Origin of the sequence: Bradyrhizobium sp. Ash2021 (genome assembly GCF_031202265.1) — a bacterium.
GTDB lineage: Bacteria > Pseudomonadota > Alphaproteobacteria > Rhizobiales > Xanthobacteraceae > Bradyrhizobium.
Genome location: NZ_CP100604.1, coordinates 1,128,027 through 1,142,238, shown reverse-complemented (window position 1 = coordinate 1,142,238; position 14,212 = coordinate 1,128,027). Strand labels below are relative to the sequence as shown.

Annotated in this window: 16 protein-coding genes and 1 pseudogene; 4 read left to right on the top strand and 13 right to left on the bottom strand. The window is 61.3% G+C overall.

The features are described from left to right. Positions 1 to 7 precede the first annotated feature (7 nt). Together NL528_RS05365 and upp are read left to right on the top strand one after the other, a co-directional pair. Entirely contained in the window at positions 8 to 1,174 is a 1,167-nt protein-coding gene (locus NL528_RS05365) for a DUF1688 family protein (RefSeq protein ID WP_309184807.1), read from the top strand. A gap of 16 nt (positions 1,175 to 1,190) precedes the next feature. Further along, a complete protein-coding gene (gene upp / locus NL528_RS05360; protein WP_309181681.1) occupies positions 1,191 to 1,820 on the top strand; it encodes a uracil phosphoribosyltransferase in 630 nt (209 codons plus the stop codon). Positions 1,821 to 1,834: 14 nt separating this feature from the next. On the opposite strand, the pseudogene NL528_RS05355 reads toward upp, so the two are convergent. Continuing rightward, positions 1,835 to 1,990, bottom strand: a pseudogene (locus NL528_RS05355) (hypothetical protein); the annotation flags it as partial. A 272-nt stretch (positions 1,991 to 2,262) separates the two neighbouring features. Next, complete coding sequence (locus tag NL528_RS05350; RefSeq protein ID WP_309181680.1) at positions 2,263 to 2,688, bottom strand: VOC family protein; 426 nt, start codon at positions 2,686 to 2,688, stop codon at positions 2,263 to 2,265. A gap of 63 nt (positions 2,689 to 2,751) precedes the next feature. On the opposite strand from NL528_RS05350, the gene NL528_RS05345 reads away from it, so the two are divergent. Continuing rightward, complete coding sequence (locus NL528_RS05345) at positions 2,752 to 2,970, top strand: hypothetical protein (protein WP_309181679.1); 219 nt, start codon at positions 2,752 to 2,754, stop codon at positions 2,968 to 2,970. 86 nt (positions 2,971 to 3,056) lie between these two features. On the opposite strand, the gene NL528_RS05340 is transcribed toward NL528_RS05345, so the two are convergent. The 11 genes from NL528_RS05340 to NL528_RS05290 form a co-directional block, all read right to left on the bottom strand. After that, positions 3,057 to 4,058 (bottom strand): amidohydrolase family protein, encoded by a 1,002-nt coding sequence (locus NL528_RS05340; protein ID WP_309181678.1) that lies wholly within the window; start codon positions 4,056 to 4,058, stop codon positions 3,057 to 3,059. A gap of 62 nt (positions 4,059 to 4,120) precedes the next feature. Continuing rightward, the gene (locus NL528_RS05335; RefSeq protein WP_309181677.1) at positions 4,121 to 4,825 is read right to left on the bottom strand and encodes an ABC transporter ATP-binding protein; all 705 of its coding nucleotides are present in this window, start codon (positions 4,823 to 4,825) and stop codon (positions 4,121 to 4,123) included. Continuing rightward, positions 4,818 to 5,573: an ABC transporter ATP-binding protein gene (locus NL528_RS05330; RefSeq protein ID WP_309181676.1), complete on the bottom strand. Its 756-nt coding sequence runs from the start codon at positions 5,571 to 5,573 to the stop codon at positions 4,818 to 4,820. Before NL528_RS05330 ends, NL528_RS05335 begins: the two co-directional genes overlap by 8 nt. A gap of 118 nt (positions 5,574 to 5,691) precedes the next feature. Beyond that, on the bottom strand, positions 5,692 to 6,951 hold the full coding sequence (locus NL528_RS05325) for an ABC transporter substrate-binding protein (protein WP_309181675.1): 1,260 nt from the start codon (positions 6,949 to 6,951) through the stop codon (positions 5,692 to 5,694). A gap of 28 nt (positions 6,952 to 6,979) precedes the next feature. Then, the gene (locus NL528_RS05320) at positions 6,980 to 7,945 is read right to left on the bottom strand and encodes a branched-chain amino acid ABC transporter permease (protein WP_309181673.1); all 966 of its coding nucleotides are present in this window, start codon (positions 7,943 to 7,945) and stop codon (positions 6,980 to 6,982) included. Next, positions 7,942 to 8,793, bottom strand: coding sequence for a branched-chain amino acid ABC transporter permease (locus NL528_RS05315; RefSeq protein ID WP_309181672.1), 852 nt, complete (start codon positions 8,791 to 8,793; stop codon positions 7,942 to 7,944). The genes NL528_RS05320 and NL528_RS05315 overlap by 4 nt, the downstream gene beginning before the upstream one ends. A gap of 13 nt (positions 8,794 to 8,806) precedes the next feature. Further along, positions 8,807 to 9,685, bottom strand: coding sequence for a polysaccharide deacetylase family protein (locus NL528_RS05310; protein ID WP_309181671.1), 879 nt, complete (start codon positions 9,683 to 9,685; stop codon positions 8,807 to 8,809). A 1-nt stretch (position 9,686) separates the two neighbouring features. After that, positions 9,687 to 10,394 (bottom strand): fumarylacetoacetate hydrolase family protein, encoded by a 708-nt coding sequence (locus NL528_RS05305; protein WP_309181670.1) that lies wholly within the window; start codon positions 10,392 to 10,394, stop codon positions 9,687 to 9,689. Next, on the bottom strand, positions 10,391 to 11,293 hold the full coding sequence (locus tag NL528_RS05300; protein WP_309181669.1) for a polysaccharide deacetylase family protein: 903 nt from the start codon (positions 11,291 to 11,293) through the stop codon (positions 10,391 to 10,393). Before NL528_RS05300 ends, NL528_RS05305 begins: the two co-directional genes overlap by 4 nt. Before the next feature lie 37 nt (positions 11,294 to 11,330). Further along, on the bottom strand, positions 11,331 to 11,981 hold the full coding sequence (locus NL528_RS05295) for a cysteine hydrolase (RefSeq protein WP_309181668.1): 651 nt from the start codon (positions 11,979 to 11,981) through the stop codon (positions 11,331 to 11,333). 8 nt (positions 11,982 to 11,989) lie between these two features. Then, positions 11,990 to 13,234 carry an alpha/beta hydrolase family protein gene (locus NL528_RS05290; RefSeq protein WP_309181667.1) on the bottom strand — a complete coding sequence of 415 codons (1,245 nt, stop codon included), beginning with the start codon at positions 13,232 to 13,234 and terminating at the stop codon, positions 11,990 to 11,992. 290 nt (positions 13,235 to 13,524) lie between these two features. Between NL528_RS05290 and NL528_RS05285 the strand changes: the two genes are divergently transcribed. Then, positions 13,525 to 14,211, top strand: coding sequence for a GntR family transcriptional regulator (locus tag NL528_RS05285; protein ID WP_074277724.1), 687 nt, complete (start codon positions 13,525 to 13,527; stop codon positions 14,209 to 14,211). Position 14,212 lies beyond the last annotated feature (1 nt).

Sequence of the window (14,212 nt, the reverse complement as noted above, 5' to 3'; positions counted from 1 at the left end):
GCATCGTATGCTCGCGATCGGCCTTGACGATGCGCTTCCGAACTTCCGTATCCACCTCGATTGCATCGACCGCACGGTCGACCTGGTGCTGAAGGTGACGCGCGAAGCATATCCCTCCTTCGAAATACCCTTTCATTCGCGCTGGCGGCACTTCGTCGCCAACGGAGACAATCGTTGGGCTGATATCGCCGACCAGAGCAGATGGGCCGATCGCGCAGCCCGCGCCCGGGCCGAATTCGATCTGGCAATCGTCAGCGTCTTTCTCGATGCCGGCGCCGGTCCATCGTGGCGCTATCGCGATCCAAAAACCGGATCGGCGATCGGCCGTTCGGAGGGGTTGGGACTGGCGAGCCTTGCCATGTTCGCGGGCGGCGCATTCTCGGCTGATCCGCGTGAGCCATTGCGGGTCGATGCCGGCGTGCTTGCAAATTTCGCCGCTGCCGACCTCGAGCGCGGCATGCAGGTGTCGGATGCCAATCCGCTGGTCGGGGTGGACGGTCGCGCTGAGCTGTTGCGCCGGCTCGGCACGCTGGTGGCCTCGAAACCGGACGTATTCGGCAGCCGCGACACAGCGCGGCCCGGCGGCCTGTTCGATCAACTTGCGCTGCTGGCAGACGGCCAAGAGCTTCCCGCCCCAACGATTCTGACGGAGTTGCTGCAACAGCTCGGGCCGATCTGGCCATCGCGGCTGACGCTGGGCGGGATCGCGCTCGGAGACTGCTGGAAGCATCCGGCGTTAACGACAGCGGACGCGACCAGCGGTTTGGTGCCGCTGCACAAGCTCTCGCAATGGCTGGCCTATTCCCTGATCAAACCGCTGCAAACCGCCGGCATCCGCGTAACCGATATCGATGGCCTCACCGGCCTTGCCGAATATCGCAACGGCGGACTTTTCGTCGATACCGGCGTGCTCGCGTTTCGCGATCCGGAAGCAGCGCAGCAAGAGCACGAGGTAGCATCGTCGCTGGTTGTGGAATGGCGCGCGCTGACAGTGGCACTGCTTGACCGCATCGCCGATGGCGTGCGGCACCGCCTCAAGCTCGATGCCACCTCGCTGCCACTAGCGAAAATTCTCGAGGGCGGGACCTGGGCTGCCGGCCGGCGGCTGGCGCGCGAACGTCGCGCTGACGCTTCGCCTCCGGTGAAGGTCATCAGCGACGGCACTGTATTCTAGATCCGGGGTCAGCAACATGGACGGCGTCACGATCGTTGGGCATCCGCTGGTGCAACACAAGCTGACGCTATTGCGGAAAAAGGACATTTCGACCAAGTCGTTTCGCGAACTCCTCAAGGAGATCGGGATGCTGCTGTGTTACGAAGTCACCCGTGATCTGCCGCTGGCCGATGTCGACATCGAGACGCCGCTTGCGCGTATGAGGTCGCCGAAGATCGCGGGCAAGAAGCTGGTGTTCGCGCCGGTGCTGCGGGCCGGCATGACCTTTGCGGAAGGCATGGTTGATCTGGTGCCAACCGCTCGGATCGCTCACATCGGCCTTTACCGCGAACCCCAAACCTTCGTTGCCGTGGAATATTTCTTTAAAGCGCCGAGCGATCTGCACGAGCGGCTGGTGATTGTGATCTCCCCGGTGCTGGCAACGGCGAACTCCGCCGTCGCGGCGGTCGACCGATTAAAAGAGCGCGGCGCGAACGACATTCGATTGGTATGTCTCATTGGCGTGCCGGAAGGTGTCGAGCGCATACGCGGCATTCACCCCGACGTTCCGATTTGGCTCGCGGCGATTGACGAAGGGCTGGACTCCAATGCCTACATTTTGCCAGGTCTCGGCGACGCCGGTGACCGTGCCTACGGCACTAAGTAGGCTGGCGATCGATTCAGCCACCTAAGGAACGTTCCCAGCCAAACGGAGCCACCGCGCGGCAGGATTGCGTCGCCATAAAAGGTGATGATCAGCGATCCCGTGCGCGAAGATTCGCGCCTGAATCTTCTAGCAATGCCCGAAAGTGGACGTTCAAAACTCTCGAACGTCACAAGTCCGGCTGTCGCGACGCAACGACCGCGACGCCACTGGGCGCGGTCGAGTTCAAAACGATGGAGTTCCCATCTGCATGTGGAGCAGATAAGGCACACAATGGAGGTTTTGAGGGCACACCTCTCTCCCCCTCGCAACATGCTGACCATGCGGCAATATCAGGTCCACCCCGACCGGACTCGCTGTGCACACCATTGATCCAGGACCGCGCAGCAATAAGTTGCTCGCGCCGCTTCCACACGAAGACTTCCACCTCATAATTCCGCAGGGGCTACGCTGCCGATCCGAGGATCTCTGCCGTGATCCCGCGATCGCGCTGGAGGAATTCCACGGTGTTGCCGTCGGGATCCTCGACGAAAATGGTGCCAATTCCGAAATCAAGCGGTTCATCGGCCGAGGTGATGTCGCGCCGACGCGCTTGATCGACGGTGAGTTGATACGGGCGCAGGCCGTGCGTCAGAAGCAAGCTGGCGATCTCTTCGAGACGGGCGACCTCCAGGGTGAAGTGCCTCGCCGGGTTGACTTGTTCTAGGTCGGGGCGGGACGGCATCAGGTGAACCGAAAAATGGTCCCCTGCGAAAAGCCAGTTTGGCTTTTGTTCGCAGGGCGTGAGGCCCAGAATTCCGACATAGAACGCCTCTGCGCGGTCCATATTTTGGACAGGAACGCCGATGTGGTGCAGTCCTTTGACAAGCAATTTGTTGCTCCCTCGACGACATCAACCAAGACGAAATTCCCTAATAGGGGATGGTTTGGAAAAATGGAAGCCAGTTCTGCCAACAATCTCTTGAAACAAGAGACAGGTCGCAACCATGATTTGCGGTCCTATCGTAATTCAGCTCTAGCCGCGCGGGCACGATACATGATCCGAAAAACCTTCCCGTTGGCCGTGCCGCTTTATGCCGATTTCGAAACAGAAGGAGCGGTCGTCGCCTGGCCACCGAGGACCGATGCCATTTGCCTCGACGGGCAGATCTAATGCCTCGCCGGTTTAGCTGCATGGCCATGGCAGCGTATCAGCCGCGGAAAAGATCGAGCTAACCTGGCGCCCTGCACATCAAGGCTCTATGCCCCGACTTTCGATATCTTGAACAAGCGACTGGCGTTGCCGAAGGTAATTTTCTCTCGATCGGCTTCCGATAACTGCGCCCTATTCACCAAGCCCACCGGATCGTCATCACCCATGTCGAAAGGAAAGTCGGAGCCCAACATCAGCCGCTCAGTGCCAACCATCGCTACCAGCGCCTCGATCAGGTCAGTGCGAAACACGCAAGTATCGAACCATAGCCGCTTCAGATAACTGGATGGAGCCTCTGCGGTCAGGCGTTTCACCTCGGGACGTACCTTCCACGCGTGATCCATGCGACCGGCATAGAATGGATAGAAGCCGCCGCCATGGGCTATCACCAGGTCGAGTTCGGGATGCCGGTCGAGCACGCCGCCGAGAATGAAATGCGAAATGGCGATCGTCTCCTCGATAGGTTGGCCAACGCTGTTGACCATGAAGAATTCGCCAAGCCTCTGGCCATGCGAGAAGCCCAGCGGATGCACGAAGAGTGGCACGCGCAGTTTCGCCAGGCGCGCATAGAGCGGGTCGAAGACCGCATTCGACAGTTCGAGATTTTCGACGCGGGTGTCGATCTGGAAGCCGCGCAGGCCGAGCGCCTCGACCGCATGCACGGCTTCCTCGATAGCTCGGGCGGGAAACCGCATCGGCAGCGTACCCATGCCGGCGAAATGCGCAGGGTCTTCGGCAACCAATGCGGCGACATCCTCGTTCTGTACCCGCGACAAGGCCACCTGCAATTCTTCACCGGCCCAGTAGTGCTGCTGCGCCGGTGCCGGCGCGATGACCTGAAAATCGACGCCCATCCGCTGCATCACCTCGCGGCGCGCTGCGACGTCGAGCATCAGCCTCTGCAACAGCTTGCCTTGCTCGGCGTCGGTGGCCCGGCTTTCCGGAGACATGTCGCGGCGATAGGGATTGTCCATTGGATCGTGATGGCCGGCGACCAGCGGATCGACGCGCTTGCTGATGGAATGGGTGTGCATATCGACGACGGTCATGCGATCACTTTACTCAATTCAGTTCCGAGGCCGGCGCCAGCCGTCTTCGTTCATGGCTTTTCTCACTGCACGCCGAGGCGTTGGAATAGCAGATCGGTATGCTGACTCAGTTCCTTCGCATCACCTTGATGCACGATCTGCCCGGTCTCAAGGATGTATACCCGGTCGGCAACGGCCAATGCGCTGTAGAGATTCTGTTCGACCAGCAGGATTGACAGCCCCTCGCGCTTCAGATCAAGAATGATTCCTTCGAGATGCTGCACCATCACCGGCGCCAGGCCTTCGGATGGCTCATCCATCAGGATAAGTTGCGGATCGATCATCAGCGCGCGGCCGACCGCGAGCATGCCGCGCTCGCCACCGGACAATTGTCCGCCGCGGTGATGTCGCCGCTCCGCAAGACGCGGAAAAATCCCAAACACTCGGTCGACCGTCCAGCCGTCCTTGGCGCGCGCGCTCTTCAGCATGGTAAGATGTTCAGTCACCGTCAGCGACGAAAACAGCCGCCTGCCCTGCGGCACGATCGCGATCTTGCGGTCGGCGATGTCGTGTGGGCGCAGGCCGACCAGACTTTCGCCGCGCCAAGTGATCGAGCCCGAGCGGATCTGCGGCGGCGTCAGCCCCATGATCGAGCGGATAAAGGTGGTCTTGCCCATGCCGTTGCGGCCAAGCAGCGCGACGATCTCGCCGGCGCCGACGTCGAGCGAGACGTCGCGGACCACGACCGCTTCGCCATAGCCGCTGTGCAGGTCGCGAACCTCAAGCATGACGCGGCTTCCCGAGATACACTTCCTGAACCTTCTTGTTGCAACGGATGCCCTCCGGCGCTTCCTCCACCAGAATGCGTCCTTCAAACATGCAGGTCACGAAGTCGACGAGACCAAGCGCGAGATCCATATCATGCTCGATCAGCACCACCGTGATGTCTCGATCCAGCGACCGGATGATCTCCGCAACCATTGAGCGCTCCGATGGCGATAGGCCAGCAGCCGGCTCGTCGAGCAGCAGCATTGTTGGGGTCGTGACAAGTGAGAGTGCAATCTCGAGCTGGCGTTGTTCGCCATAGGACAATTCCTTGACCGTGACATCGGCACGTTCCGCAATGCGGGCCGCGCCGAGCGCAGCAGCGATGCGCGGCGCTTCGACGGAATCCCTATCGGGCCTGCCGAACAGCGAAAATTTGCGCGGCGACAACCCGCGCAAGGCCAGGATCATGTTGTCCTGCACGCTCAGCGTCGGAAACAGATTGGTGATCTGGAAGGTGCGGGAAATGCCGAGCTGCGCGCGGCGATGCGGCGGCAGCTTCGTGATTTCGTGACCATCGAACATGATCCGGCCACTGGTCGGCGGTACCATCCCGGCGATGGCGTTGAACAGCGTGGTCTTGCCGGCGCCGTTGGGGCCGATGATGGCGCGGCGCTGGCCGCGCGGCACGGACAGGCTCACGCCGTCGACCGCACGCAGCGCGTCGAAGGCAACCACAGCATCTGTCAGCGTCAGGATCGGCTCGGGCACGAATACAATTCCCAGCGGAGCATTATCGGGCGAAGTGGATACCGGTTCGCCGTCCGGCAAAGCGATCAATTATAGTCGGGACTCGGCTATTGAGCCGCGTCCCGAAATCGGTGATGGATCACGCCTTCTTGATGCCCTGGAAGTTGCGCGAATAGGGCGGCTGCTTCAGGTAGGTCTCCGGATCGTATTTCCAGAACTGCGAGACGTTCGGATAAGTGGTGACCGGCACGTTCCAGAATTTGCCGTCGGCGCGTTTCACGACCTTGCGGATATAGACGTCGTAGATTGGGTTGCCGTAGGCATCGAGCTTGACGGCCTTCCCGAGCGGCGAGCCATCGAGTTCGGTCTTCAATACTGTGTCGATGAACGCTTCGCGGTCTTCCACCTTGCCACCCATCTTCTTCAGCGCTGCGTCGATCCACATCACCCCGGAATACATCGAGAAACCGTAGAGCGACGGGATCTTGCCGTACTTCGCCTCATACTCCCTGGCGAACTTCTGCGTCACCGGATTGTCAGAACCCTCCGCAAAATGCGCCGGCGACATGATGCCTTCGCATTCCTCGCCAAGCGTCCGGATCACCGACTGGTCGGTGCCGTTCATCGCGGCGAGCAGCGGCGTCTTCGCCTTCAGGCCGAAGCTGGAATACTGCTGGATGAAGCGGGTAGCATCCGCACCGGTCTCCATCGCGAAGATCGCATCGACTTTGAGGTCGGCGATCTGGCCTAGATAGGGGCTGAAGTCCGCCGTGTTGAGCGGATGCCAGAACTGTTGCACGATCTCGCCACCGCCTTCGGTGAACACCTGGGCGAGCCCGCCGCACTGCTCGTGGCCGAAGGTGTAGTCCTGGCTGATGGTAGCGATCTTCTTGTAACCCTGCTTCAGCGCCCAATCGCCGAGCGGATGGGTGAATTCACTGGCGCTGTACCCGGCGACGCGGATGACGTTCTTGATACGCTGACGCTGCGTCAGGTCGTCGGCAGCAATAATCGGAATAAAGTAGGGCGTGCCGGTACCCTTGACGTAGTTGGCGACCGCCAATCCGGTGTTGGCGAGCAGATTACCGATCAGCATGTGGCAGTTGCCCTGCTCGACCAGGCGGCGTGCTTTCTGCAAGGCGGTATCGGGGTTGGAGGCGTCGTCCTCGATCACCAATTCGACCTTTCGGCCACCCATCTCGCCCTTGACCTGATCAAGATAGAACTGCACACCCTCGACCATCTCCTTGCCGCCCGACGCGACAACGCCGGTGAGCGGCGCGAGCAGACCGATCTTGATCGGGCCTGCCTGCGCCTGGGCACTGCGCCATGGTCCGACGCCTGCGCCTGCGACGGTTAATGCGGCCGTTGTGTTTTTCAGAAATTGTCTGCGGTCCATTTCGATATCCTTTCGTAAAAGCATTCGATTAACGCACCTTGCGCGTCAGAGTGGCGCGCAGCTTGCCGATGATGCCCTCGGGGGCGAGGATCATGATGAGGATGAAGGTGATGCCGAGCACCATTTGCCAGCGCTCGGTATAGGCGCTGACAACGTTCTCCAGCGCGATGATCGCGGCGGCGCCAACGAACGCGCCAAACAGCGTGCCTACACCGCCGGCGATCATCATCAACACGCCCTCGACTGACTGCGCCAGCGCCACGGTTGACGGGCTGACGAAGTTGTTGAACATCGCATACAGTGCGCCTGCAACTCCGGCAAAGAATCCGGACACGGTGAAGCCGATGAATAAATGTAGCGGCACGTTGTAGCCGAGGCTGCGCATGCGGCTTTCGCTGTCGCGGATGCCGCGCAGCGTCAGACCGAACGGCGAGCGCACGAACCGCCACATCGCAAATGCCACCACCGCGGCGCTGGCAAGCACGGCCCAATAAAACGCGCTGTTGGTCAACAGCACCGCCGGACGAACGTCGCCGCGCATACCGTTTTCGCCACCGGTCACCTGGGTCCAACGCAAGCAGATACCCCAGACGATCATGCCGAGCGCCAATGTCAGCAGCAGGAAGTAGACACCGGAGGTGCGCACCGCGAGCAATCCGAAGATCGCCGCAACCACTGTGGCAGCCAACACGCCGGCGGCGAAGGCGACCGCCGGCGGCAGTCCGGCATGGGTCGTGGCGTAGACGACGACATAGGTGGAGACGCCGAAGATCGCGCCATGGCCAAGCGACGTGCGCCCGGCAAAGCCGGCAAGGATATCGATCGACATCGCGAGAATGCCGAAGATCAGCACTTCGGTGGCGAGTCCGACCTGATAATTCGACAGCGCCAGTGGCAAGGCCGCGGCAGCGACAACAATGATGGCGGCGATCAGCGCTGCGCGACCAGTCATCCCGGCGACACGCGAAGGCGTCGGTGTGAGCGGCATCGTCATGCGGCGCGTCCGAACAGACCGAGCGGACGGAATGCCAGCAGCGCCGCCATGGGACCGAAAATCACGAAATAGGCCAGTTCCGGAAACATCACCTGGCCGAGCGTGTTGAGCAGGCCGACCAGCAGGCTGCCGACACCAACGCCGACCAGGCTGCCGCGCCCGCCGATGATCACCACCGCGAGGCTGAATACCAGGATCTCGGCATCGGCCGACGGATACAGCGACAGAAAGGCGCCGCCCATCAAGCCGCCGAGGCCGGCCAAAGCCGAACCGAGCAAAAAGGTGACAAGAAACACGCGGCGGATATTGACCCCTGACGCTTCCACCATCTCGGCATCATCGACGCCGGCGCGAATCAAGGCGCCGAGACGCGTATGATTCAGCAGCAGCCAAAGCGCTGCGAACACCACAATGCCGGTGACCAACACAAACAGACGATAGGTCGGATAAAATACGCCCAGCACACGCAGGCCGCCGCGCAGCGTCTGCGGGATCGGCACCGTAAAACTGTCGCCGCCCCAGATCACCAGGGCCAGATCATTAAGTACGAACGCAAAGCCGAGCGTCAGCAGCACCTGACGCAGCTCGTTGCCTCGTACAAAACGCAGCAAACCCTGGTCGAGCACGAAGCCGATCGCTGCAATGGCAGCCATGGCGCCAATGCCGCCGAGCGCAAAGCTGCCGGTCTTTACTGCGACGGTGAAGCCGATGTAACCGCCGAACAGATACAGCGCGCCATGGGCCAGATTGACGATGCGCAGCAACCCGAATATCAGCGTAAAGCCGCTCGCCACCACAAACAGCAGTGCGGCGAAGGTCAATCCGTTGAGGAGTTGAAAGATACTCATCCCTGATCCGTGACTACGGCGGTTTCGGTCCCACGGAGAGATACCAGTCGAGGATCTGTTCTCCGGTCATGAACGCGACGTCCGGCTTCTTCCGGATGGTTTCGAAGATGCGGCGGAAATATTTCAGGCGATGCGGCGCACCCATGATGTAGGGATGCAAAACCAGCGCCATGATCCGGGCGGAATCCGCTGCATCGTCGTAGATTTGTTCGAACTGGTCGATGGCGCGGTCGTAATACTCCGAGGCCTTGTGATGCTGGATCAGCATCATCGCGACGTCATTGCATTCCTGGGTATAGGGCACATTGACGATAGGCTTGGTGGTGGTCTTGAGCCAGACGGGCTGGTCGTCCAGCACCCAGTCGGCGACATAATCGTAACCCTCCTCCTTGAGCAGGTCCGGAGTCTCCCAGGTCTCGGTGAGGCCAGGGCCAAGCCAGCCACGCGGCCGCTTGCCGGTCGCCTTGGCTATCACGTCGGCGGTCTTGCGTATGTCCTCGCTCTCGTTCTCCACCTTCTGCATGTTGCGCTGGGTGAAGCCGTGGCCCATGAACTCCCAATTGCGCGCCATCGCCGCCTCGACGATCGGCGGATAGGCCGCGAGCGCCGAACCGTTGATGGCGAGTACACCAGGGATATTGAATTCGTCGAACACCTTGAGGATGCGCCAGAACCCGACGCGGTTGCCGTATTCGTGCCAGGCCCAGTTCGGAATGTCGGGGGTTGGTGAGCCGCCGGCCGGCGGCGTCAGCACGGTGCGCGGCATCGTCTGCCTAGCGTCCCACTCCTCGATGTTGACGATCACCCACACTGCCATCCGCGCGCCATTCGGCAGCTTCAGCGGCGGACGGGTCGCAATCGGCGAATAGGCAATGCGTTCGGTGGGCAACATGTCATGCCTCAAGTGGAGCGATGGTGATGGTAAGCGAAGGCAACCCGTCGACATGGGCGGTAATCAGATCGCCCGGCACAACGGGGCCGACTCCCGCCGGGGTGCCAGTATAAATTAGATCGCCTGCGCCGAGCGCGACTTGCTTCGACAGTTGCGCAATCACCTCGGGCACGCTCCAGATCATCTGCCCGATATCGCCGCGCTGGCGCTCGGTGCCGTTCACCGAAAGCGTGATGATGCTGCCCTTGAAATGCCGCGCATCGCGCGCCGGCGCGATGGTGCCGCATGGCGCAGAGGCGTCGAAGCTCTTGCCGACTTCCCACGGCAGACGCTGATCGCGCGCGTCACGCTGACGATCGCGCCGCGTCAGATCGATGCCGACGGCATAGCCCCAGATATGATCGCGCGCGTCGGCAACGGCAATGTCACGTCCGCCGCGGCCGATCGCGATCACCAGTTCCACCTCGAACTGAAAATCGGAGGTGAACGGCGGATAGGGCACCTGCGCGCCATCGGGCACCACGGCATCGCGCGGCTTCTGGAAGAAGAACGGCGGATCGCGTTCGTCGGCTTCCTTCATCTCGCGAATGTGGTCGACATAGTTGCGGCCGACGCAATAGACCCGGCGAACAGGAAAGAAGCCGCCGCCGGCGACCGGCACCTCGGTGGCCGGGATCGCTGGCAGCACGCGCTGGACCGCGGCGCTCACGCCTTCGATCCGGGCTGCACGGCGGTCTGCCCGTTGTACCAATCGAGAATCTGCTCGCCATTCCAGTGCACGACGCCCTCGAACTTGTTCAGGTAGTCGTAGATCGCCTCAAGATACTTGATCCTGAACGGCTGTCCGCTGATGTAAGGGTGGATCGCGAGCGACAGGATCTTCGGCCGATCCCTGCTCTCCTCATACAGCCGGTCGAAGCTGTCGATTGCGCGCTTGAGCATATGATCGCTCTCGTGATGCTGCACCATCATCATCGGAATGTCGTTCAACTCCGCCGTATAGGGCAGCGTCACCAGAGGCCCTTTGGCGGTACGGATCACGGTCGGCTCGTCGTCATAGACCCAGTCGCCGATATATTTGACGCCGGCTTCAGCGAGGTATTCGGGGGTCTCCAGCGTCTGGGTCAGGCCGGGTCCGAGCCAGCCAACCGGCCGCTTGCCGGTGAATTTTTCGATCACGCCCATCGAGCGATCAATCATCGCCTTCTGGTCCGGCTCCTTGTGGATCGGCCCCTGCTCATAGGCGTGGCCCATGAATTCCCAGTTGGCATCCTTGGCCTGTTGCGCCACGCGCGGATAATCCTCGCAGACCCGCGCGTTGATCGAGAGGGTCGGCGCGATCCCGAGTTTCCTGTAGAGATCGAAGAAACGCCACACCCCAACGCGCATGCCGTACTCGTGCCAGCTCCAGTTCGGCACATCCGGCAGCAGCGGAATTCCTGTAGGCGCCGGCAGTACCTGCCGTGCCATCGGCTTACCGATGTCCCAGACTTCGAGATTGACGATGGTCCATATCACGATGCGGGCGCCGCCCGGCAGCTTCAGCGCCGGACGGTCGACGATGGCGGAATAATCGCACCGGTCGCGCGGGATCATGGGGTTGGTCATAGGAAGTTACTCTTCGGTCGGTTGGTAATCTGAGCGGTCATGCAGCACTGTTCCGGCGCGGGGCAAGCCCGTCGGGCGCCATCACCGCGTCAGTGTCCATCACAAGGCCGAAGGCGGTCTTGATGCAGGCGAGACCGGCTGCGTGCAACTCGGGGCCGTCCATACTGTCGACGCAGTCCTCGACCACGATCACCGCATAATCGCGGACATTGGCCGCGGTCGTTGTCGCCAGCACGCAGGAATTGGTATTCACGCCGGTGATCAGAAGCGTGTTGATGCCGTGCGAGCGCAGCAGGAAATCGAGATCGGTGCCGAGGAAACAGTCGTACCGTTTCTTGGTGTTGACGACGAAATCACGGGGATCCAGCAGCTGCGGCATCACCGTGCAGCCGGGTCCACCGATGATGTTGTGACGCATCACGTTCTTGCGGGTGGCGGTCGGGTCTTCGGCGCGGGTGCGCCAGAACGGATTGGCGCGAATTTCGTCGGCGTCGCGATAGGATGTCACCTGATGGACGATCGGAATATCGACGCTGCGGCACCAGTCGAACAGCCGCTTGTTGGCGGCGATGATGCGGGTCGCGACCTCGGGCGTGGTCGGCATGGTCGCCACCGCCATATCGAGATGACCGCGATGCAGGTCGATCGCGACCACAGCAGCCCTGGGGTGAACGACACCGAGATTCATTTCGCGCCTCATATCAAGGAATTGATGGATGTTCTCAACAAAGCACGCTGATCGATTCCAAAGCGATCGGCGAGCCAATCGGCCAGCACTTCCTGGCCGATGGTTGGATTGTCATGCTGGCAGTGCTCGGCGCCGGTTTCCTCGGGGTCGAGCACCCGCATCGTCGCGTCAACGCCGTGCGCCCTGGCATAATCGTAGGTGCTGCGCGCCGCGGTCACCGTCAGCACATCGTGGCCGCCGTGCAGCACCAGATAGGGACAAGCCATGTGTTCGAGATGCCCCTTCAGCGTGAACGGCTTCATCAGCGCGTGTGCCTCGGCCATCGTTTTCGCGCCGAACACCCAGCGGATGTGCATGGCAAGACCGAAGTCGTCGCCCTTGGTGCCCCACATGTCGTGCACCGACCAAATCGCGCCATGCGAAATAGCTGCCGCCAATCGTGGCTCGTAACACGCCGCGCGCGCCGCGTAGTAGCCCCCGAGACTCGATCCGCACACAGCGATGCGTAACTCATCAACGTCGGGACGCTGTTCGAGCCAGTCGATGCATTTGCCGATTGGTACTTCGCTATCCGCGCGGGTGACGATCTTGTGGCGACGCAGCGTGCCGCCCTGTCCAGGCCCATCGATCATCAGCACCGAGATGCCGCGCTGCAGGCAGCCATGAGCCTGCATGAACCACATCTCGTCCTTAATAGAATCGAGCCCGCCCATGCAGATCAGCACCGGCAATTTGTCGCCGGGAAACGGCGCGCGAATGAAATAGCCGCAGATCGGCTTGCCCGGCTCATAGGGAATCTCGACCACCTCGCCGGGCGGATTGAGGTGACCGATGAACTTGTGAGAGCAGCCTTCCATCTTTTCGAAAGTGGGAAGCCTGCGCGGATCGTCAGGTTCAAGATGGAATTCAGCCTGCCGGTAATAATCTGCCGCGCGCAGGAAGCAGTTCATCGCAGTGCGGATGTGACCGGACTTCTCTTCCGTGAGCCCGCGATCCCAGTTGCGGTCGGCAATCCGCATCCACTCGGCGTGCCAGCTTTCCAGATCGCCCGGAGTCATCCGCGATCCCGCCTGCATTACCTCGCTGACGCTGCCACCCCCTTCCTGGGTTTCGCCCAAGCCGCGACGGAATTGATAAGCCAGCCAGGGATGTTCCGGCCAATGATGCCAGCCAAATGGCTCGTAGTGCGGACCGCGATCAGCAGTGATCTCCTCGATGGCGCTTTCACTTATGTTGGGATTCGCCGTCGCCATCGGACCTACGCCATTTTCACCATCGTTGGACGATCCATGGTTCTTTGAAGTCAGTGCCGAGTCAATGAAAATTACATACACTTTGGCCGTTGCATATCATTTTCGCGCCATGCCCAGCATCTAGGCACGATAATTCTGCAGCCAAATATGGATTTTTCAGCGAGCATGTGGTCGAATGCTGCGGCGGGATTTTAAAGTGTATTCACCCTGAGGTAGCCCACGCAATGGCCGACCAAGCTGTTCTCGAGCCAACCGGCGGATCGCGCGCTGGCAATCGAGCCCTCTCGGTGATGGACCAGATCCGGGAAGCCGTTCTGAACGGCTCGGTCGCTGCCGGCGAGCGGCTCAACGAAGTCAGGCTCAGCCGGGCGCTGGCGGTCTCGCGCACGCCGGTGCGCGCCGCATTGCAAGCGCTCGCGGGCGAAGGATTGCTGGATTACGCGCCCAATCGCGGCTTCACCGTCCGCGAATTTCCGCTCGATGCCATTGTCGATGCCTACGAGATCCGCGCCTCGCTCGAAGGGGTTGCTGCGCGGTTTGCCGCGGAACGCGGGCTCAGTCCGGACGAAAAGGCGACGATCGAGCGCAGCCTCCGCGCCGGCGACAGATTGCTGGAGCGCGGCTCGTTCGAAACCGGCGACCTCACAATCTATCGCGACATAAATGGTGACTTCCACGACACACTGCTCGCCGCCGCGCGCAACCGGATGCTGGCCGAGATGATCCGGATCTGCCATCACGTGCCGGTGTCGTCGAGCCGCAACATCGTTGCCTTCGAGCATCGCGACGTTCGCCGCCGCCACGACGATCATCATCGGATCTATGAGGCAATCATTGCCCGCGAGCCGTGGCGGGCGGAGATGTTGATGCGCGAGCACGTCTCGAGCGTGAAGGCATCGCTGGTCAAATCCATGACCGAGCGCAGCAGGGACAATGACGCCGACGCTACATCTGCCGGCCGGCTCCTGGTCAAATAGG

Coding starts and splice junctions, on each gene's coding strand:
- NL528_RS05365 (WP_309184807.1), top strand. CDS start 8: ATGCTCGCGATCGGCCTTGACGATGCGCTTCCGAACTTCCGTATCCAC.
- upp (WP_309181681.1), top strand. CDS start 1,191: ATGGACGGCGTCACGATCGTTGGGCATCCGCTGGTGCAACACAAGCTG.
- NL528_RS05345 (WP_309181679.1), top strand. CDS start 2,752: ATGGAAGCCAGTTCTGCCAACAATCTCTTGAAACAAGAGACAGGTCGC.
- NL528_RS05340 (WP_309181678.1), bottom strand. CDS start 4,058: ATGACCGTCGTCGATATGCACACCCATTCCATCAGCAAGCGCGTCGAT.
- NL528_RS05335 (WP_309181677.1), bottom strand. CDS start 4,825: ATGCTTGAGGTTCGCGACCTGCACAGCGGCTATGGCGAAGCGGTCGTG.
- NL528_RS05325 (WP_309181675.1), bottom strand. CDS start 6,951: ATGGACCGCAGACAATTTCTGAAAAACACAACGGCCGCATTAACCGTC.
- NL528_RS05320 (WP_309181673.1), bottom strand. CDS start 7,945: ATGACGATGCCGCTCACACCGACGCCTTCGCGTGTCGCCGGGATGACT.
- NL528_RS05315 (WP_309181672.1), bottom strand. CDS start 8,793: ATGAGTATCTTTCAACTCCTCAACGGATTGACCTTCGCCGCACTGCTG.
- NL528_RS05310 (WP_309181671.1), bottom strand. CDS start 9,685: ATGTTGCCCACCGAACGCATTGCCTATTCGCCGATTGCGACCCGTCCG.
- NL528_RS05300 (WP_309181669.1), bottom strand. CDS start 11,293: ATGACCAACCCCATGATCCCGCGCGACCGGTGCGATTATTCCGCCATC.
- NL528_RS05295 (WP_309181668.1), bottom strand. CDS start 11,981: ATGAATCTCGGTGTCGTTCACCCCAGGGCTGCTGTGGTCGCGATCGAC.
- NL528_RS05290 (WP_309181667.1), bottom strand. CDS start 13,234: ATGGCGACGGCGAATCCCAACATAAGTGAAAGCGCCATCGAGGAGATC.
- NL528_RS05285 (WP_074277724.1), top strand. CDS start 13,525: ATGGACCAGATCCGGGAAGCCGTTCTGAACGGCTCGGTCGCTGCCGGC.